The 19,358-nt window shown below is 70.4% G+C and carries 10 protein-coding genes; 1 reads left to right on the top strand and 9 read right to left on the bottom strand.

The window, feature by feature from the left end; translation table 11 throughout:
- Window positions 1-93 precede the first annotated feature (93 nt).
- The 8 genes from AC3WQZ_RS02700 to AC3WQZ_RS02665 form a co-directional block, all read right to left on the bottom strand.
- Window positions 94-435, bottom strand: a complete 342-nt coding sequence (locus tag AC3WQZ_RS02700) for a DUF3325 domain-containing protein (protein ID WP_010810179.1) — start codon at window positions 433-435, stop codon at window positions 94-96.
- The gene (locus AC3WQZ_RS02695; protein WP_492300002.1) at window positions 419-2,050 is read right to left on the bottom strand and encodes a PepSY-associated TM helix domain-containing protein; all 1,632 of its coding nucleotides are present in this window, start codon (window positions 2,048-2,050) and stop codon (window positions 419-421) included. Before AC3WQZ_RS02695 ends, AC3WQZ_RS02700 begins: the two co-directional genes overlap by 17 nt.
- Complete coding sequence (locus AC3WQZ_RS02690) at window positions 2,047-2,370, bottom strand: iron uptake protein (protein WP_492300000.1); 324 nt, start codon at window positions 2,368-2,370, stop codon at window positions 2,047-2,049. The genes AC3WQZ_RS02695 and AC3WQZ_RS02690 overlap by 4 nt, the downstream gene beginning before the upstream one ends.
- 70 nt (window positions 2,371-2,440) lie before the next feature.
- Window positions 2,441-4,648 carry a TonB-dependent siderophore receptor gene (locus AC3WQZ_RS02685; protein WP_492299999.1) on the bottom strand — a complete coding sequence of 736 codons (2,208 nt, stop codon included), beginning with the start codon at window positions 4,646-4,648 and terminating at the stop codon, window positions 2,441-2,443.
- Between the two features lie 180 nt (window positions 4,649-4,828).
- Complete coding sequence (locus AC3WQZ_RS02680; protein WP_010810183.1) at window positions 4,829-6,229, bottom strand: lysine N(6)-hydroxylase/L-ornithine N(5)-oxygenase family protein; 1,401 nt, start codon at window positions 6,227-6,229, stop codon at window positions 4,829-4,831.
- A 22-nt stretch (window positions 6,230-6,251) separates the two neighbouring features.
- The gene (locus tag AC3WQZ_RS02675; protein WP_011617402.1) at window positions 6,252-7,352 is read right to left on the bottom strand and encodes a GNAT family N-acetyltransferase; all 1,101 of its coding nucleotides are present in this window, start codon (window positions 7,350-7,352) and stop codon (window positions 6,252-6,254) included.
- Between the two features lie 32 nt (window positions 7,353-7,384).
- On the bottom strand, window positions 7,385-9,067 hold the full coding sequence (locus AC3WQZ_RS02670; protein WP_011617403.1) for a cyclic peptide export ABC transporter: 1,683 nt from the start codon (window positions 9,065-9,067) through the stop codon (window positions 7,385-7,387).
- Entirely contained in the window at window positions 9,064-12,291 is a 3,228-nt protein-coding gene (locus AC3WQZ_RS02665) for an amino acid adenylation domain-containing protein (protein WP_492299998.1), read from the bottom strand. Before AC3WQZ_RS02665 ends, AC3WQZ_RS02670 begins: the two co-directional genes overlap by 4 nt.
- Window positions 12,292-12,541: 250 nt before the next feature.
- Between AC3WQZ_RS02665 and fhuF the strand changes: the two genes are divergently transcribed.
- Entirely contained in the window at window positions 12,542-13,297 is a 756-nt protein-coding gene (fhuF, locus tag AC3WQZ_RS02660) for a siderophore-iron reductase FhuF (RefSeq protein ID WP_081645093.1), read from the top strand.
- 12 nt (window positions 13,298-13,309) lie between these two features.
- Here fhuF and AC3WQZ_RS02655 read toward each other — a convergent pair whose 3' ends face one another.
- Entirely contained in the window at window positions 13,310-19,336 is a 6,027-nt protein-coding gene (locus tag AC3WQZ_RS02655; RefSeq protein WP_492299997.1) for an amino acid adenylation domain-containing protein, read from the bottom strand.
- Window positions 19,337-19,358 lie beyond the last annotated feature (22 nt).

Here is a 19,358-nt window from a genome sequence, read left to right as displayed (position 1 = left end):
CCCTGACGCGGATGCGTGGTCGTGGTCGGGTGCAACTTATGGCGGTTAATTGCGTTTTTCTATAAAAAGCGCGTCCCTTGCGGGGCACGTGTCTCAGATACGCAAGACAGCCATCAGCCCGCGTGCGATCGCCTGCAGCCAGCCACGCCGCCAGGTCAGCGTGAACGACACCGCCAACGCTCCCGCCATCATCGCCAGCGCCCACAGCAGCACGCCAAAGCCGGTGCGGTTGCCCGCCAGCGCGGCCACGGCGCCAAGCGCCACCAGCGCCCAGGCCGCGCAGCGCAGCCGCCGCCGGCCACTGGCGGGCAGGTCCGCGCCCTGCCCCGACAACTCGGTCCAGTGCCGCTCCGTGGCGCAGGCAAACAGCACGAAAGCGCTGTACGCGCACAGCGCCAGGCCCAGCAGCAGCAAGTGTTCAAGCGTGATTGGCACGGTCCATCTCCTCTAGCGCCTGGCTGCTGGCAGCAGCGGTCCGGGCCTGGCGTGCCGCGTCGACGCGCCGCAGCCGTCGCGCCGACGCCAGCGCCAGCCCACCTGTCAGCAGCAGCACGATGTCGACGCCGGCCAGGGCAAGGTGGCCGCGCGTCAGCGCCAGCGGCAACCAGTCGCCGGTGCTCAGGCCGTTGAGCACCGGCGCCGCCAGCGCCAGCGCGGCGATCGCCAGGCATTGCTGGCGCCATGGCACCAGCGTGCGGCTGCCCGGACGCATCGCCACCCGCGCATGGATCGCGGTGGTCAGCCAGACCAGGAAGAACAGCCCGGCCTCGATAAACTCGCGCGACGGCAGCGTCATCGGCAGCAGCCGGTTGGCCACCATCATCGCCAGCGTGGCGATGACCAGGCCCGTGGTGGTACCCGCGGTGACCGCGGCCGCCAGCCGCACGCCCTTTTCGCCGTGGCGCGCATGGCGCTTGTCGAGCCAGTACAACTGCCCGGTAGCGATCAGCACGCACCCCGCCAGCCCGGCCAGGAAATACAGCCAGCGCAGCGGCCAGTGATCGAACGCGATGAAGTGCATGCCGGTCAGGAAGCGCTGCGTGGTCGCAGCGGGCTGCAACGGCACGTGATGCAGCAACGCACCGGTGGCGCCGTCGAAGTAGGCGGCGTCGTCGGCCAGGCTGACTCGGTCGCCCACCGAGCGGCTCACCTTGACCACGGCGTTGGCATCGCCGGGGTTCCACACCCGGATCGCGGCCGGCGCCGCCCCGCCCCAGCGCGCGCGCGCGGTCTCGACCATCGGCCCCAGCGCGGCCATCGGTGCCGCCACCCCGGCGGGCGGGCGCGAGTAGCCGGACAAGGCCTGGTCGTAGAAGGTGTTCGGCTGCTGGTACAACGCGCCGATGCCGGCCGGCATCAGGATCATGTAGACAATGCAGATCCCGGAGAACGTAATCACCGCATGGAACGGCAGCGCCAGCACGCCGGTCAGGTTGTGCAGGTCCAGCAGGCTGCGCTGCAGCTGCTTGCGCGGCCGGAACGTAAAGAAGTCGCGGAAGATGCGGACGTGGATGATCACCCCCGACACGATCGCCGCCAGCATCGCCATCGCCGCCAGGCCCACCAGCCAGTAGCCGATGTTCCAGGCGCGCAGGTGCAGGTTGTAGTGCAGCGGATAGAAGAACGACGACGCGCCCAAGGTGCCCACGTCAGGCAGCAGCTCGCCGCTGCGCGGATCGGCCAGGCGGATCTGCCCGCCCGCGGCGGCATAGCGCACGCGCGCGATCATCACCGGGGTGCGCTGCTCGGGCAGCGTGACCGCCCATTCGCGCAGCGGCTTGCCGCTCGCCAGCGCCGCCACGGCGCGCGGCACCACGGTGTCGATGTCGATCGTGGGCGGCGCTGCGTCCAGGCGCGTGGCCGGCATCATCCAGCGGTCGACCTCGCGGTCGAACACCGCCACCGAGCCCATGAAGAACGCCACCATCAGCACACCGCCGAGCAGTACGCCAATCCAGGTGTGCGCCCAGGTCATGGCCTGGCGCAGGCCGCCGGCATGTGCATCGGCCTTCTGTGCGCGGGCCTTGTTATTTCGTGCGGGTCGCGTCACGCCAGCTTCTCCCCCAGCCACCACGCCACGCCGGCGCCGATGGCCGCGCCGGCCGCCAGCACCAGCCACACGCGCAGCAGGTGCCGCGTCACCAGCGCCCACAGTGACATCATCGGAAACAGGAGGAAGGCCAGCATCGAAAACCAGAGCACGGCCTCGCAGCGGGCCAGGCCCAGGCGCCAACCGAGCGCGGCGCCGCCGGCGGTGATGCCCCAGACAAAGGCATAGCTGCCCGCCAGCGCGGCCAGCGCGCGGGCGGTCATGGCCAGCGCGCGCGGGAAGGCGCGGCGCGATGGCAGGGATGAGGGACTGTCGTTCATTGGAATTCTTCGCAACGCGCGGCCTTCGTGGTGGTGCAATGGCATCGCACCACCACGAAGGCCGCTGCGTTTACATCTTCATGCGCACGGTGAACATGGCCGCGCGCGGCTGGCCCCAGATGTTGCCTTCGCGCGGGTTGTTGATCCGTGAGTAGTAGCTGCGGTCGAACAGGTTGGTCAGGTTCAGGTCCGCCGACACGTGCTTGTTGAAGTCGTAGCCGATCGCGGCATCGAACGTCGCATAGCCGCCGCGGCGCAGCGTGACCGCACCAATCGGCGCGGGGAACAGCGCGGTGTTCTGCACATGGCTGACCGCGGTCATGCCGCCACCGATGCGCCAGCGGTTGAAATCGCCGGGCAGGCGGTACATCGTCCACAGCTTGAACAGGTGCTTGGGGGCAATCGCCGAGAACGGCGTGTTGACCTGGCCGGTGCGGTTCTGCAGGTCCTGCGTGACGTTGAACGTATAGCCGGCGTAGATGGTCCAGCTCGGCGTGATGCGGCCGCTGGCTTCCAGCTCGAAGCCCTGGCTCTTGGTCTCGCCCTGCGACACGAAGAACGGATTGCTCGGATTGGTCGTGTTGATATTGTCGAGCGTGGCGCGACCGGTCTCGCGTACCTCGAACAGTGCCAGCGAGGTGTTCAGCGCGCCCTCGAAAAATTCGCTCTTGACGCCGACCTCGTACTGCTTGCCCTTGATTGGATCGACCAGGTTGCCGCTGGCGGTCAGGTACTCATCCTGCGGCTGGAAGATCTCGGCATAGCTGGCATAGGCCGACCAGTGTTCGGTGAAGTCGTAGATCAGCCCGGCGAACGGCGTGAACTTGGCGTTGATGTCGTCGCCCCGGGTCACGCTGGTGGTCGACGTGTACTGGCGCGCGCTGATGTCCCACCAGCTCAGCCGCCCGCCCAGCACCAGCGTCACCGGATCCGCCAGCGAGAAGCGCGCGTCGCCGTAGACGCCGTACTGCCTGGTCGTGGTGGTGATGCCTGTGCCATTGGGGGTGAAGGTTGGCTTGGCGAAGTCGCTGCGCGGGTTGAAGATGTTCACGACCTGCGAGAACGGCGAAATGGCATACCGGGGGTCGCGCCGTTCCGAATCGGAAAAATTGAAGCCGACCAGCGCCTTGTGCCGGCGCCCGAACAGCGAGAACGGCCCGTTGGCGTAGAGGTCGAAGCTGGTCTGCTCCTGCGTGTAGGTCTGCTTGGCCGCGAACAGCGTGGTCGTGTTCACGCCCGGGATCACCGGCGTATAGGCATAGGCCTGCTCGCGGTTCAGGCGGTTGTTCAGGTAGCGCAGCGCACCCTTGACCTGCCAGCCGCTGTCGAACTTGTGCTCCAGCTCGGCGAAGGCCGAGGTGGTATAGAAGTGGTCGCGGTTCCAGTCCGCGCCCAGGTAAGTCGAGCGCGGCACGTCGAGCAGGCTGGCCTGGCGCGTGACCGGGTTGAAGTAGGCCGGCAGCGTCCACGGCTGGCGGCCTTCCGAATCCTGGTAGCTCGCGCCGACCGTCACCAGCGTGCTGGGCGTGATGTCGTACTCGATCACGCCATAGAGCGCACTGGTGCGCATATTGGTCTTGTCGATGAACGAGTCCTTGTCCTGGAACGCGCCGGTGATGCGCGCGCGCAGCGTGCCGTCGGCATTGAGCGCGCCGCCGGCATCCACCTCGGCGCGGTAGTTGTTCCACGATCCCACCGACAGCGCGCCGCCGATCTGGGTATCTCGCGTCGGGCGCTTGCGCACCAGGTTGATCGCGCCGCCGGTCTTGCCCGCCCCGGCGAGCAGGCCCGACGGCCCCTTGAGCACTTCCACCCGCTCGATCATCGACAGGTCCGGCTGCACGGTGTTGCGCCAGTCATACTTGGTCGGCACGCCGTCCAGCATGAAGGTGTCGATCTCCAGCCCGCGCGAATAATAGATCGAACGCTCCTGGTCACGCTTTTCGACGAACACGCCGGTGGCCTGCATCATCGCGTCTTCCAGCGTGGTCAGGTTCTGCTCGCGGATGCGCTCGGCGTTGACCACGGTGACCGATTGCGGCACCTCGCGCGCGGTCAGCGGCACCTTGCTGCCAGCGGTAGTAGGCGGGTTGACGGGGTTTTCGCGGGCGCCGTTGACTGTCACCGCCGGCAGCGAAGGCTCCGGTTGCCGGGCGGGTCTGCCCGCGGGGGCCGGCTGCTCCGCCTGCGTTGCCGACGATGCCGAACCTGTCACGTTTTCCTGTCCGAAAGCCGACGCGCTGACCATCAGGCCAACGGCGGCCGGGATCCAGCGCATGGCAGCGCGGCACTGCACGGACCCATGCCTTGTTGCCCGCGCGCGTTCGGTCGCGCGTCTGTTGCTGTGTTTCATTTCCTTCTTACTCCCCTGCTCGGTTGTGAAAATCCAGGCCGTGGGACCCGGCTGGCCGCCTGGTCGCGGCCGCCGGTCCTCATATTGCTTTGTATGGGCGATACCTCAGTGCGTGCCGGCGTGCGCGACGCGCGCGGGGCGGCTGCGAGGCGGCTCGGCCTCCATGGCGCATGCCGCACCCGCCCGGTTGCCCAGCACGGCGGCCGCAATCTCCTGCGCGCGCACCGCCAGCACCGACAGCAGCGTGTCCGACAAGCCGTGCGTCGCTTCGCAGCAGCCCTGCAGGAATACGCCCGCCTGGCAGCCCGGCGCCATCTGCAGCCGGTAGTCGCGGTCGGCCTGGAAGCCCTTGGCGTCGTCCAGGTAGGACGCCAGCGGCGCCAGCAGCGACTGGTGCAGCTCGCGCCGGTAGCCCGTGGCGAGGATGACCGCGTCATAGCGCTGCAACTGATGCGCGCCATCGTCACGCCGCGCAATGTCCAGCCGCACGCCGTCGGCATCGGCCTCGGCATGGCGGGCCTCGCTGCCGGCCAGCAGGCGGTGGCGCACCTTGCCGGTGACCTTCTGCTGGTACAGCACCTCGTAAATGGCTTCGATCAGGTCGGTATCGACCACCGCGTAGTTGGTATTACCGAACTCGCGCAGCAGTTGCTCGCGCTCAGTCGCCTCGCGCGAGAACAGGTAGTCGATATAGCGCGGGTTGAAGATCTCGTTGACGAAGGGGCTGTCGTCGGCCGGCTTGAGCGCCGGCGCACGGCTGACCAGGTCGACCGCAATGCCGCCTTCGCGGCCATGCAGGTCCAGGAAAATCTCGGCGGCGCTCTGGCCCGAACCAATTACTGCCACGCGCCGCACGGGCGCTGTGCGCTCCAGCCGCTCCAGCGACTCGAGGTACGACGACGAATGGAACACCCGCGGGTGGCCGCGCAGCGGCACGAAGGCGTCCGGAATGCTGGGCGCGCCGCCGACGCTGACCACCACGTTGCGCGCGCGGCGCTCGGTCAGCGCCCCTTCCGCCGTGCGCGAGGTCACGCGCAGGCAGGCCAGATCGCCATTGCCGCCGGCGGGCTCGGGCGCGACCGAAACCACTTCCTCGCCGTAGTGACAGGCGTCGGCAAAATCACCCGCCACCCAGGACAGGTAGTCGTTGAACTCGTAGCGGCTGGGATAGAAGGTGCGGGTGTTGATGAAGTCCAGCAGCCGCTCGCGCTCGTGCAGGTAGTTGATGAAGGTATAGCGGCTGGCCGGATTGCGCATCGTGACCAGGTCCTTCAGGAACGAGATCTGCATGCGGCTGTTGTCGAGCAGCATATTGCCGTGCCAGACGAAGCCCGGTTTCTTCTCGACAAAGCCGAAGCGGAACGGTGCCTGCTGCGGCAGCATTTCTCGCAGGGCCACTGCCAGCGCGAGGTTGGAAGGCCCGAAGCCGATGCCCAGCAGGTCGAGCACGGGCCCTGCACCGGCATCGGTGCCGTGGGCGGCGAAGGTGGAAGCGGAATAGAGCATGGTCTCTCCTTGCGCGGCTGGCTCAGGCCGCCAGCGCGGTCGGTTCTGCACCGGACAGCTGCGCCTGCCCGTCGTCCTGCGGCACCCACAGGCGCTCGCCGAAGAAGCGTTCGCGCAGCAGCATCACCAGCATGGCGCGCTTGTGCGGGAAGTCGAAGGCCTTGACCTTGGCAAACCCGGAACGGTCCAGGTTGCGGATCTGCTGCACATGATCGATGCGGGGCTCGCCGACGATGCGCTGCGTGCGCGGGTCGTCCAGGAACATGTAGTGCATCAGCGACGGCAGCCAGGCGCTGATATACGCCTTGCCACGGATCTCGCCGTCGCCGATCAGCACGTGCCAGCCGCGGTCGAAGTCGTCGACGTCGTAGTAGGGGCCGATGCGGTTCTCCTTGGCCCAGTACACCTCGAAGTACGCGAACGGCTTGCCGTCCAGGCAGCCGATCAGCGGGATGGTGTGCGGGTCGGCCAGCTGCGCCGACAGGTAATCGCGATGCTTTTCCAGATCGCCTTCTTCCTCCCAGAACGCCGCCACGCGCGGATCGTTCATCCAGCCGTGGAAGCACGCCAGGTCGGCATCGAGATCGGCCACCCGCATCGAGAACACCTGGCCGAGCCACGGGATATGGCGTGCATAGACCTGGCCCGACGGCTTGGGCGCGCGCAGCGGATGGCGCCGGCCCTGGGTCATCGCGTATTGCAGCGGATAGTCGCGGCCCGAGGTGCCGGTGTGCCACAGCGCCGGCAGTTGCCAGAGCTGCTCGACGCGCGTCACCAGCTCGCCGCCGGCCGCGCGCGTGGCGCTGCCCTCGCGCAGCATTGCGTTGGCGATGGCATCGGGCAGGTCCAGCGCGATTGCCTGCGTCGCGGGGGTGCGCGCCAGCACCGCCTCGCAGGCGGCAAAGGTCGCCGCGCGCGCCAGCGGATGGACCGGGTCGGTATCGGCAAGTGCCAGCCGCGGCTGGGTGCCGGGCGTAAACTGCCAGGCCTGCAGCGGCGTGCCGTCGAGGCTTAGCTGCAGCGCGCAGCCATCCCAGCGGCTCTGCAGGGTGAGGCTCGTCGCGGACAACCAGGGCTGGCTCGCGATCGCGTGGGTCATCAAAGGCGCGGCATTGCTTTGCATGTGAACTGACTCCCTGTCTGTGTTGGCGCGCGTCATGCGGCGGCCTGATGGTCGGTCTGGCCGGCCGCGGCGGGGGCGGCGGCGCTGTCGGTGGCGCTGTCGGCGCGGATCACGCCGCTGTCGGCGCCGATCACGCGGTCGGCCACGTGGAAATAGCGGTCGTCATGGCTGACCGCGACAATGGTCTTGCCGCTGCGCTTGAGCTCCGGCAGCAGCGATTCATAGAAATAGGCGCGGAACACGGGATCCTGGTCGGCTGCCCATTCGTCGAGCAGCAGCACCGGGCGCGCCTCGACATAAGCCGCCAGCAGCGCCAGCCGCTTGCGTTGCCCCTGCGACAGCTGCGTGGTCGACAGCAGGTCATCGCGGATGGCGACCTTGTGGTCCATGTGCAGCCGCTTCAGGAAAGCATTGGCCACCGCGGCGTCGAAGCGCCCGTCCGGGCCGACCAGCCGCGCGAACAGATGGGCGTTGGAGAACACCGTGGCGAAATGGCTGCGATACCAGGGCAGCTCGGCGGTGCCCACCGGCCGGTCGCCGAGCGCTATGCTGCCGGCGCTCGGCTGGTACAGGCCCGCCAGCAGCTTCATCAGCGTGGACTTGCCGCTGCCGTTGCCGCCGACGATAAAGACCGTCTCGCCGGCGGACAGCGTCAGCGACACGGGGCCGAGGCGGAAGCCGCGCTCGTCGCCCTGGCCGGGATAGTCGTAGCGCACGTCCTGCAGCGTGATCAGCGGCGTGCCCGGCGCGGGCGGTGCAGCGGCGGTATTGGTCGAATGCAGCGCGAAATCCTCCGTGTACGGCGCCAGCCGCAGCGTCTCGATCTTGCGCAGCGCGACGTTGCCGGTCATCAGGATCGGCAGCGTGCCGACCAGGTCGTTCAGCGGCATGCGCAGGAACATCAGCACCAGCACGAAGGCGGTGATGCGCTCGCGCCCAATACCCAGCGCATCGCCGGCGATAAAGATCGCGCACGCCACCCCCAGAATCAGCGTCGCGGTGAACGACAGGCTCAGCACCCAGTAGCGGTCGGCGCGCACCTCATGTGCGCGCGCAAACTCCGCGGCGGGCTCGAAGTCGCGCTGGTAGAAGCTCTGCTTGCGCCAGGCATTGAGCGCCAGTTCGTAGCGGCCATCAATCGCGCCCTGGTAGCCGGCGTAGAGCCGGTCGTCGGTATCGCGCACCGCCTTCATCAGGGTGCGCATGCGCAGCACCCAGCGCTGCGCCAGCAGCACGCCTGCGCCCAGCACTGCGGCACCGAGCACGAACAGCTGCCACGACAGCCAGCCCAGGTACAGCAGCCCGCCCAGCACCAGCACGCCGTTGTAGAACACGAACGGCACGCGGTTGAAGGCCATGCCGATCGAGGCGATGTCCTTGGTCAGCGTGGCATAGACGGTCGGGCCGCCGATCGCTTCCAGGCGCTCCACGTCGGTATCGAGCACGCGCTTGAGCATGCGCAGCCGCATGTCGTACACCACGCGGTGGCCCAGCGCGGTCAGCAGCGCCTGCGAGCCGAAGCCGCAGCCGAACAGCACCGCCAGCAGGCCCAGCAGCACGCCGATGCGCCCCGCTTCCAGCGCCGCCGGCGCGGCGATCATGCGGTTGATCTCGGCAATCAGCGCGATGCCGGCGAGCGCGCTGCAGGTGCCCGCGGCCAGCGCCAACAGCAGGAGGCCGCCGAAGCGGCGGCGCAATGAGAGGAACAGATTCACAGGGCCTCCAGCAGATCGTTCATGAAGGCCAGGTCGGCGTCGGCATCGCGCCGGCCGGCCTGGTCGATCGCCGCGGCCATGTCGCGCAGCACGGGCGCAGCGAACAGCGCCGGCAGCGCCAGTTCGCAGGCCATCTGCTCGCGGATGCGGGTCTGCAGCCGCACCAGCAGCAGCGAATGGCCACCCAGCAGGAAGAAATCGTCGTCGGCTCCGGCCTGGGCCACGTCCAGCACCGCGCACCACAGCGCCGCCAGTTCATGCTCGGTCGGCGTCGATGGTGCCGCCGCCGCGCGCGGCGCGGCCGGCTCGGGCAGCGCCTGGCGGTCGACCTTGCCGTTGGCGTTGAGCGGCAGCGCATCGAGCCGCGTCAGGCTGGACGGCACCATGTAGCCGGGCAACTGCTCGCGCAGGCGCGCGAGGATGGCGTCGTCCGAGTCATCGCCAGCCGTGGCGGCCACGTAGTACGCGCACAGCCGCGCCATCCCGTCGGGACCCTGCCGGGCCACACAGACTGCCTGGCTCACCTGCGGGCACGCGCTCAGCGCCGCCTCGACCTCGCCCGGTTCGACGCGGAAGCCGCGCACCTTGACCTGGTGGTCGCGCCGGCCGAGGAACTCGACAATGCCGTCGACACGCTTGCGCGCCAGGTCGCCGGTCCGGTACAGCCGGTCGCCCGCCATGGCGCCCGGCGTGCCGGGCGCGAACGGGTTGGGCACGAAGGCCGCGGCGGTTCGGGCTGGATCCTCGGCATAGCCGCGCGCCAGCCCGGCGCCGCCGATGTAGAGCTCGCCGGCCACGCCCGGGGGCACCGGTTCGAGCCGCGCGTCCAGCACGTAGAGCTGGTTGTTGGCGATGGGCCGGCCGACCGGCGCGACCGCCCACGCGGGAGCGCCCTCGGCCGCCAGCGCATGCGCCGCGGACCAGACCGTGGTCTCGGTGGGGCCATAGACGTTGCAGACCTGCGCGCCCCTGGCCAGCAGTGCCGTGGCCAGCTCGCGCCCCAGCGCCTCGCCGCCGCACAGCACGCGCAGCCCCTCCCATGGCGGCGAGGCTTGCGTCACCAGCATCTGCCAGGTCGCGGGCGTGGCCTGCATCACGGTGATGCCGTGCGCGGACATCAGCGCCGCCAGCCGCGCCGGGTCGCGCGCATCGTCGCGCGTGGCGATCACCACGCGGGCGCCGCTGGCCAGCGGCAGGAACAGCTCCAGCCCCGCGATATCAAAGCCGAGCGTGGTCACCGCCAGCAGCCGGTCGCTGCCGTCCATCGGCACCACCGGCGTCATCGCCCGCAAGAAGTTGGCAAACGCGCCGCGCGAAATCTGCACGCCCTTGGGCGTGCCGGTCGAGCCGGAGGTGTAGAGCGTGTAGGCCAGTTGTGCCGGATGGCATGGCTCAGCCGGCGGCGTATCGGGGGCCGTGCTCCAGGGCGGCGTGTCGCCGTCGACCAGCACCACCGCGCCGCTGTCGCCGAGCGCGGCGCGTGTAGCGGCGCTCGCCAGGATCAGGCGCGCACGGGCATGGCCGAGGATGTGGGCATTGCGCGCGGCCGGATGGTGAGCGTCGACCGGCAGGTAGGCGGCGCCCGCCTTCAGGATGCCGAGCAGCACTGCCACCAGCGCGGGCGTGCGCGGCAGGCACACGCCGACCAGCGCCTCGGCGCCGACTTCCTGCGCGGCCAGCCAGTTCGCGATGCGGTTGGCGGTCGCTTCCAGCCCGGCATAGGTCAGGCTCGAGGCGCCGTCCGTCACCGCAATGGCATCGGGCGTGGCCGCGGCGGCGCGCGCGATCCGTGCGACCACGTCGTCGGCCGGGTCGAGTGCAAGGCCGGTGTCGTTGCCGTCGGCCAGCGTCCGGGCCTGCTCGCCTTCATCCATCAGCGGCAGTGCTTCGAGCGGCGTCTCGGGCGCGGCCAGCATCGCGCCGAGCAGGTGTTCATAGTGCCGCGCCATCCGCTGGGCCGTGGCCGCGGTGAACAGCGTGGCGTCGTATTCCAGCGTAGCCGACACGCGCGTGGCGCTGGCGTGCAGGTCGAGCGTGACGTCGAACTTGGCGCTGTCGTCGGGCACCGGCAGTGCGCTCGCCTGCAGGCCGGGCAGCGTGAAGGCGGCGGGCTCGCCCATCTGCAGGTTGAACATCGCCTGGAACACCGGCGTGCGGCTGGGGTCGCGCGACGGCGCCAGCCTGTCGACCAGCAGTTCGAACGGCAGGTCGGCGTGGTCCAGCGCGGCGCGCGCATCGTCGCGGACCTGCTGACACAGCGCGTGGCCGCTCAGGCCGGGCGTCAGCCGGGCGCGATAGACCTGGGTATTGATGAAGCAGCCGACCAGTTCGTCCAGCTCTTCATGCGTGCGGGCTGCGTTGGGCACGCCCACGGCAAAGTCGGACTGGCCGCTGTGGCGCGCCAGCAGCGCCTGCCATGCGGCCAGCAACACGGCGAACGGCGTGAGCCGGCCACCCCGACCCGTGCCACCAGCGCAGTAGCTGCGCAGCGCTGCCACCACGTCGTCCGACAGCGTCCAGCGGACGCGCCCGCCCTTGCCTGCCGGCCGCGCCGGGCGCGGGGCATCGAGCGGCAGTTCCAGCGCGGGAATGCCAATGCCCAGGCGGTCCGCGCAGCGTGCCACCGCGGCATCGAGCGCAGGGCCATCGAGACGCTCGCGCTGCCAGGCAGCGTAGTCGGCGTACTGCACCGGCAGCGGCGTCCAGCCCGGCTCGCTGCCATTGACGGCCGCGGCATAGGCCCGCGCGAGGTCGCGCGCCAGGATCGGGTTGGACCAGCCGTCCGAGACGATGTGGTGCATGGCCAGCACCAGCACGTGGGCGCCATCCTCCAGCCGGGCGACGGTGACGTGGAAAGGCGCGGCGGCGTGCAGGTCGAGTACGCGCGCCGACTCGCGGCGCAGCTGCGCATCGAGCTCGCCTGCGGGCAGGTCGATCCATTGCACGGCCGGCGGCGCGTTGTCGACGATCTGCCGGGGCTCGCCGTCACCGGTCGAGAAACGGGTACGCAGTACCGCATGGCGCGCCGTCACCTGCGCCAGCGCCTGCTCCAGCGCCGGAGCCGACAGCGGGCCCTGCAGGCGCCAGGCGCGCACCAGGTTGTACGCGGTGCTGTCCGGCGCGTAGCGCTGCAGGAACCACAGGCGCTGCTGCGCGAACGACAGCGGCGCGGGGTCTTGCGAGGCGCGCGCACGGATCGTCAGGTCGGGCATAGGCTGCGTCATTGGGTCTCCTCGGGAGCCACGAGGCAGCCATTGCTGGCCTGGCTGCCACCGCGCGCACGGCCTTGCCGCGCGAACGGCAAGGCCAGGACCGCCCCGCAGCCGCGGCCATGCTGCGACTGACTGGCAAGGGGGCGCCCAGGTGCGAGATTGTCTTTACAAAGCGAATTGCGAATATACCTGATAATCATTCTCATTTTCAACAAAGAAAAGGCGTTGACTGCATATCCGCAACGCCGTACGGGGCTGCCTCTTGTTTCCGTTACCGATCCTGCTTGCACTGTTTCCCGAGCCGCTGCGTCACTACGCCGAGGCCGTACGCATCGGCCCCACGACGTCCGATGACGTCATGCCCGCCGCGCTCATGTCCGCGCCGGCGGGCCGTGCCCCACTACGGCAGGCGCTTCACGCCATGGCCGTCCACTACGGTGGCGACGATGCGCGCGTGGCCGGCTCGGTCTGGGCGCGGCATTGCTTCTCCGCGCTGCTGCCTGGCACGGTGGCCGCCGCGGCGCTGGCGCACCACGTGCTGCCCTTGCGCGACACGGCCATCCGGCCCGATCGGCACGGCCGCGCCGTGACGTTGCTGCTGCCACACGCTGGCCAGAGGTTTGCCGGCGCGCCGCCGCAGCAGCGTTACGGCGCCCTGCTGGACGACCTGCTGGCACCGCTGATCGAAGCACTGGCAGCGGCAAGCGGCGCGTCGCCGCGCCTGCTGTGGGCCAATGCCGGCGCTGTCGTCGCCGAGGTATTGCGCCACGCGCCCGCCCTGCTGCAGCCGGATATGCCGGCCACGGACGCCACGCTGGCGGCCGACGCGGCCTGGCTGATGGACACCCGCACCCGCCCCGACGGCCGCGACAACCCGCTGCATGCGCCGATGCGCGCGCACCGCGTGACGCAGGACGGCACCACCACCACGCTGTGGCTGCGCCGGCTGTGTTGCCTGCGCTACCGCTTGCCGGCCTTCACGCTGTGCGGCGACTGCCCGCGCCGCCTGCTGCGGTAAAGCCGTCGGCACCTAGGCCGCCAGCGCGCTGGCGCTGCCGTGCTCCACGCGCACCGGCACTTCGCCCAGCGTGGCGCCGGCCAGCGCCGGCAGCGCCAGCAGGATCGCCACGCACTGCCGGGTCAGTTCCTCCGCCGCGCTGTCGTCGAGCGCCGCCGTGTCGTACTCCACGCGCAGCGTCAGCGTTTCACGCGGAATCACGATGGCCGTTACCGGATAGCTCATCTGTCCGCGGTTATCGACATCGCTGAAGCGCAGCACGCCGCGCTGGGTTTCCCGCAGCGTGCTGTCGACCGGGTAGTTCTCGTAGATCAGCATGGTGTCGAACGGCGTGCGCGTGGCATCGTCGCTGCCGGCCGCCCAGCTCTGCAGCCACGCCGGCGGCGCATGCTCGATCTCGCGCAGCGCCAGGTTGTCGGCCTGCAGCGCCGGCAGCCAGTCGGCCACGCGCAGCGAGTCGGGCAGCGCCTGCACCAGCGGCAAGGTACTCGCGAGCAAGCCCATGATGTCTTCGATGCCGGGCAACTCCGCCGAACGGCCCGAGCCCACCACGGCCATCCCCACCGTGCGCGCACCGGTGGCCTGGCGCAGCGCCAGCATCCATGCTGCCTGCACCAGCGTGTTGACGGTGACGTGCTGGCGGCTGGCGAAAGCGGCCAGCGTGCGCAGCGCATCGGCCTGCACCACGTGCTCCACCGCCCGGATCTGCTGCCCGCGCCGTGCCGGCGCGACCTCGCACGTGATGCGCACCGGTTGGCGTGCCAGCGGCGCCAGGCGCTCGCGCCAGCGTTGTTCAGGATCGGCGCCCAACTGCGCCTGCTGCCACGCCACGTAGCGGCGCAGCGACACCGCGGGCTGGGCCGGCTGCTCGCCGTCGTAGCCGCGCAGCACCTCGCCCAGCAGGCGCGACATGCTCCAGCCGTCCAGCAGCAGGTGATGCCAGGTCCAGAGGAAGCGCCAGCTGTGGTCGCCGATGCGCACCAGCGTCAGCCGCATCAGCGGCGCCTGGCCCAGGTCGAAGCCCTCGCGGAACTCGGCCTCGCACAGCGCCTGCCATTGGGCATCGTCGACGGCTGCGGCCGGGCGATGGCTGCGCTCGCGCCAGTCGTGGTGCCTGACCGGCAGCGTGGCCTGCGTGGGCACCACCAGCAGCGGCTCGGCCTCCATGCCCGCGCCCGCTTGCAGCCACGCCACCCGGGCCCGCAGCACCGGATGCCGCCGCACCGCGTCCTGCCACGCCGCGACCATGCGTTCCACGTCGAGCCCGTCCATGGTGGCCTGCACCTGCACGGTATAGGCCGGCGAGCCGGGATGCCGCGCGCCGTGCCGGATCATGCCGCGCTGCATCGGCGTGGGCCGCCAGATGTCCTCGATCTCGTCGGCACGCAGCGCGAGCGCATCCAGTTGCAGCTGCGACAGCGCGCTGGCCGGCACATCGGAGGGCGTCAGCCGCGTCACGGCCTGCGCCACGCAATGCCCGACCACCTCGCGCAGCGACTGCGCGATGCGCGCCATCAGCGCTTCGATGGTGGCCTCGCGGAACTGCGCGCCGCTGTAGGTGCAGCGGAACTGCAGGCGGCCGCCCTGGATCCGGCCGTCGAACGCCAGCGGCGCCGGCAAGGGGATGTCGTCGGAGACGCCACGACCGGTATCCTCCGCGGCGGCCTGCCAGCTGCCTTCGCCAAGGCTGCCGTCGAACTGGCCGAGGTAGTTGAACAACACCTGCGGCGCGCACGGCGGCAGCGCCGCAGGCGCGAGAGCGCTGAGCACGCCGTACCCCAGCCCTTGGCGCGGCACCGCGCGCAGCGCTTCCTTGACGCCGGCGATGGTGTCGCCAACGTCCGCAACGCTCGCCAGCCGGACCGGCCAGACGCTGGTGAACCAGCCCACCGTGCGGCTGAGATCGAGCGCGCTGCCGGCCGCCTCGGCTTCGCGGCCGTGGCCTTCCATGTGGATGCGGATGTCGTCGCGGCCAGCAAAGGCGCACAGCGCGCGCGCGAAGCCCGTCAGCAACAGGTCGTTGACGCCGGTGCGGTAGGCGGCATGGGCACGCCGCAGCAAGGCGTCAGTCGTGGCCGCGTCCAAAGCAAAGCTTGCCGTGCGGGGGCGCGCCGGTTCACCGCCCGGACCATCGCATGGCAATGACATCTGGTCGCGCGTGACGGTGCGCCAGTATTCGGCCTCGGGCGCGAACATGTCGCGCGCCGGCCCTGCCAGCGTGCGGCTCCATGCGGCATAGCTGGCGCCCACCGGCGCCAGCGCTGGCACCTGTCCCGCCAGCCGGGCGGCGTAGGCGGCCTGCAGGTCTTCCAGCACGATGCGCCATGACACGCCATCCACCACCAGGTGATGGCAGACCAGGAACAGCCGCTCGCTGCCATCGGCGACGCGCAGGTGCAGCGCGCGCAGCAGCGGGCTGCGGGCGATGTCCAGCCGGTCCTGCTCCGCATCGCAGGCAGCGGTGATTGCCGTGGCGTCCGGCACGTCGATGGTCGTCAGTGCGACCGCGGCCCCGGCCTCGGCGACGGCCTGCTGACGCCAGCCTTGGTCCGTGCGAGTGAAGCGGTAGCGCAACGCGGCATGGTGGCCGGTGACGTCCTGCAGCGCGGCCTGCAATGCCGGTGCGTCGATGGCCGACTGCGGGCGCAGCAGCACCGACTGGTTGAAGCGGTTGCGGCTGGCCTCGGCCAGCGGCTGCCCGAGAAAGGCCGCCTGCACCGGCGTCAGCGGCGCCGCGCCAGCGTCATCGTGGGCCGCATCCTGCGCCGTGCCACCCACGCGCTCCGCCACCCGCGCCAGCGCGGCCACCGTCTGGTGCTCGAATACCTGGCGCGGCGTCAGCCGCCAGCCCTGCAAACGGGCGCGCGCGACGATCTGCAGGCTCAGGATGGAATCGCCGCCGAGCGAGAAGAAGTTGTCATGCAGGCCCACCTGCGCGATGCCGAGCACGTCTGCCCACACGGCCGCCAGCATCCGCTCCGCCGCGGACACCGGCGCGGCGTAGGCGGTCTCGGCCTGCCACTGCGGTTCCGGCAGCGCGCGCCGGTCCAGTTTGCCGTTGGGCGTGACCGGGAGGCTGTCGAGCTGCAGGATCGCGGCCGGCACCATGTAGTCGGGCAAAGCCGCCGCGAGCGCCGCGCGCAGGGCCTCGCACGATGCCGCGCCCTGCTGCGCCACGACGTAGCCGACCAGCCGCGTGCCGGCGGAGGTCTCGTGCGGCAGCACCACCACTTGCCGAACGCCGGGCTGCGCCAACAGGCGCGCCTCGATCTCGCCCAGTTCGATGCGGAAGCCGCGGATCTTCACCTGGTGGTCCTGCCGGCCGAGGTATTCGATGCAGCCGTCGGGCTGCCAGCGCACCAGGTCGCCGGTGCGGTAGAGCCGTCCACCGGGCGCGCCAAACGGATCGGGAATAAAGCGGTCTGCCGTCATGCCGGCGCGGCCCAGGTAGCCGCGCGCCAGCCCTTCGCCGCCGAGATAGAGTTCGCCCGGCACGCCCACCGGCACCGGTTCCAGCCGGCTGTCCAGCACGTACGCGCTGCGCGCCCCCACCGGCCGGCCGATCGGCGCATAGGCGCCGGTGACCTGGGCTTCCGCGTCAGCGGCCCTTGCCTTCCACACCAGCGGCGTCACCACCGTCTCGGTCGGGCCATAGCCGTTGATGATGTGCTGCGGCCGCAGTGCCTGCGTCAGGCGGGCCACGCCCGCCCGGGGCATGGCTTCGCCACCGAAGGAATACAGCCACAGCGGCGGCGGATCGCCCTGCGACTCGGCCCAGGCCGCGAGCTGGTGCAGGTAGCGCGGCGGAAAGCCCGCGTGCGTGACCGCATGGCGGCGCAGCGCGGCGTAGGTCTGCTCCACGCTCCACAGCGTGTCGTCACGCAGCACGATGCTGGCGCCGCTGGCCAGCGGCACCATCCAGCGCTCATGCGCGCCGTCGAAGCTGAACGACAGGAAATGCAGTTCGCGGCTGGTGGCCGTGATGTCGTAGCACTCGGCGGTGGTGACCACGTGCATTGCCAGCGGGCCGTGCGCCACCGCGACGCCCTTGGGCTTGCCGGTCGAGCCCGAGGTGTAGATGACGTAGGCAAGCTGCGCCGGGTGCACGGCAATTTCGGCATCGTGTTCGGGCCAGGATACGTCGGCGTCGTCATCGACCAGCAGCACCGGCAGGCCTTCTGCCACCGGGAAGGACTCGCGCAGCGCGCGCTCGGTCAGCAGCAGTTGCGGGGCGGCGTCCTCCTGCATGTCCAGCAGGCGCCGCGCCGGATAGGTTGTATCGAAGGGCACGAAGCAGCCGCCAGCCTTCAGCACCGCCAGCAGCGCCACGATCATGCGCGGCGAACGGCCCAGCGCCACGCCGACGCGGCTCTCGGCGCCAATACCCTGCGCGACCAGCCGGTGCGCGAGCCGGTTGGCCTGGCGGTTCAACTCGCCGTAGCTGAGCGTGGCATCGCCGAACAGCACGGCCGGGGCCTCGGGCACGCGGCGGGCCTGGCCCGCCACCTGCACATGTACCGGCACGAACGGCGGTGCCGCGCAGCCGGGTTCGCTCCAGCGGGCCAGCGCGTCGCGTTCGGCATCCCCCAGCAGCACCGCTGCGGCGGACGTCGTGGCGGGATCGGTAGCGAACGCCTGCAGCAGGCGCCCATAGTGCCCCGCCATGCGCGCCACGGTGGCGGCATCGAACAGATCGGCGGCATAGGCGATCCGGCCGAAAAGGCTGCCATCGGGCAGCTCGGTGGTGGCCAGGCTGAGTTCGAAACGCGCGGTCGTCACCGGCAGTTCCAGCGACGTAACGCGCAGCCCCTTCAGCTGCGGCACCGCCGCAGCGCCAGCGGCGCGATGGTCGAAGGTGACGTTGAACAGCGCCGGCTGCGCCAGGCTGCGGCCGGGCTGAAGCGCTTCCACCAGCAGGTCGAACGGCAGCGCCTGGTGCTCCTGGTCCGCCGCTGCCTGCCGCGCCAACCGCGGCAGCAGCTCGGCAAACGGCTCGTCTGGCGCCACCTCGGCGCGCATCACCTGCATGTTGACGAAGCAGCCGACCAGCGCCTCGGTCTCGCTGCGTTGCCGGTTGGCCACCGGCACGCCGATGCAGATATCGGCCTGTCCGGTGTAGCGGTTCAGCAAGACCGCATAGGCGGCCAGCAGCGCCATGTTGAGCGTGGCCTGATGCGCGCCGGCAAGCGTGCGCAGCGCCGCGGCCACGTCGGCCGGAATGACGAAGGTGTGCTCGGCGCCCGCGCCGGTACGCGCCGCGCGGCGTGGCCGGTCGGCCGGCAGATCGAGTGCGGCGCCGGGCGCATCGCCCAGGCGTTCACGCCAGTAGCCGAGCTGGCGCTCGGCTTCGCCGGCGTCCATCCAGTTGCGCTGCCACGCGGCAAAGTCGGCGTACTGCACCGGCAGCTGCGGCAGTTCGGCCGGCGTGCCGGCGGCTTCGGCCGCGTAGCAGGCGGCCAGCTCGGCGACCAGGCGCACGATCGAGGCGCCATCGGCGACGATGTGGTGCAGCACCACTACCAGCACATGGGACTGGACGCTCTCGCGGATCAGCGCGACGCGCCACAGCGGTCCTGCGGCGAGATCGAACGGCGCGTGGGCAATGCCGTCGATGGTGGTGTCCAGGCCGGCGGGATCGGCTTCCATCTCGACGAATGGCGGCGGCAGGCTGTCGTGCACCTGCTGGCGCGCCACGCCGGCAGCGTCGGTTGGATAGGTGGTGCGCAGCACCTCATGGCGCGCACCGATGCGATCGAACGCACGGCGCAGTGCTGCGGCGTCGAGCGCCCCTTCGAGCCGGTATGCGCCCGGCATGTGATAGGCGGTGCCGGCCGGATCGAGCTGCTGCAGGAACCACAGGCGTTGCTGCGCGTACGACAGCGGCAGCGCTTCGCTGCGCGGCGCGGGCACGATCGGCAGCGTGGAGAAGGCCACGCCTTTGTCGTGCAGCGCGGCCAGGAACGCCGTGCGCTGCGCTGGCGCCAGCCGGGCAAAGCGCGCGGCGACCTGCGCGTGCGCGGTATTCAGTGCATCTGACATGGGAGCGGTATCACGGTCAATG

This window comes from Cupriavidus sp. FW305-26 (assembly GCF_058787975.1).
The sequence above is the reverse complement of the archived record's forward strand: the minus strand, read 5'-3'. Positions and strand labels throughout refer to the sequence as shown.

Coding starts and splice junctions, on each gene's coding strand:
- AC3WQZ_RS02690 (WP_492300000.1), bottom strand. CDS start 2,370: ATGAACGACAGTCCCTCATCCCTGCCATCGCGCCGCGCCTTCCCGCGC.
- AC3WQZ_RS02685 (WP_492299999.1), bottom strand. CDS start 4,648: ATGCGCTGGATCCCGGCCGCCGTTGGCCTGATGGTCAGCGCGTCGGCT.
- AC3WQZ_RS02680 (WP_010810183.1), bottom strand. CDS start 6,229: ATGCTCTATTCCGCTTCCACCTTCGCCGCCCACGGCACCGATGCCGGT.
- AC3WQZ_RS02675 (WP_011617402.1), bottom strand. CDS start 7,352: ATGCAAAGCAATGCCGCGCCTTTGATGACCCACGCGATCGCGAGCCAG.
- AC3WQZ_RS02665 (WP_492299998.1), bottom strand. CDS start 12,291: ATGACGCAGCCTATGCCCGACCTGACGATCCGTGCGCGCGCCTCGCAA.
- AC3WQZ_RS02655 (WP_492299997.1), bottom strand. CDS start 19,336: ATGTCAGATGCACTGAATACCGCGCACGCGCAGGTCGCCGCGCGCTTT.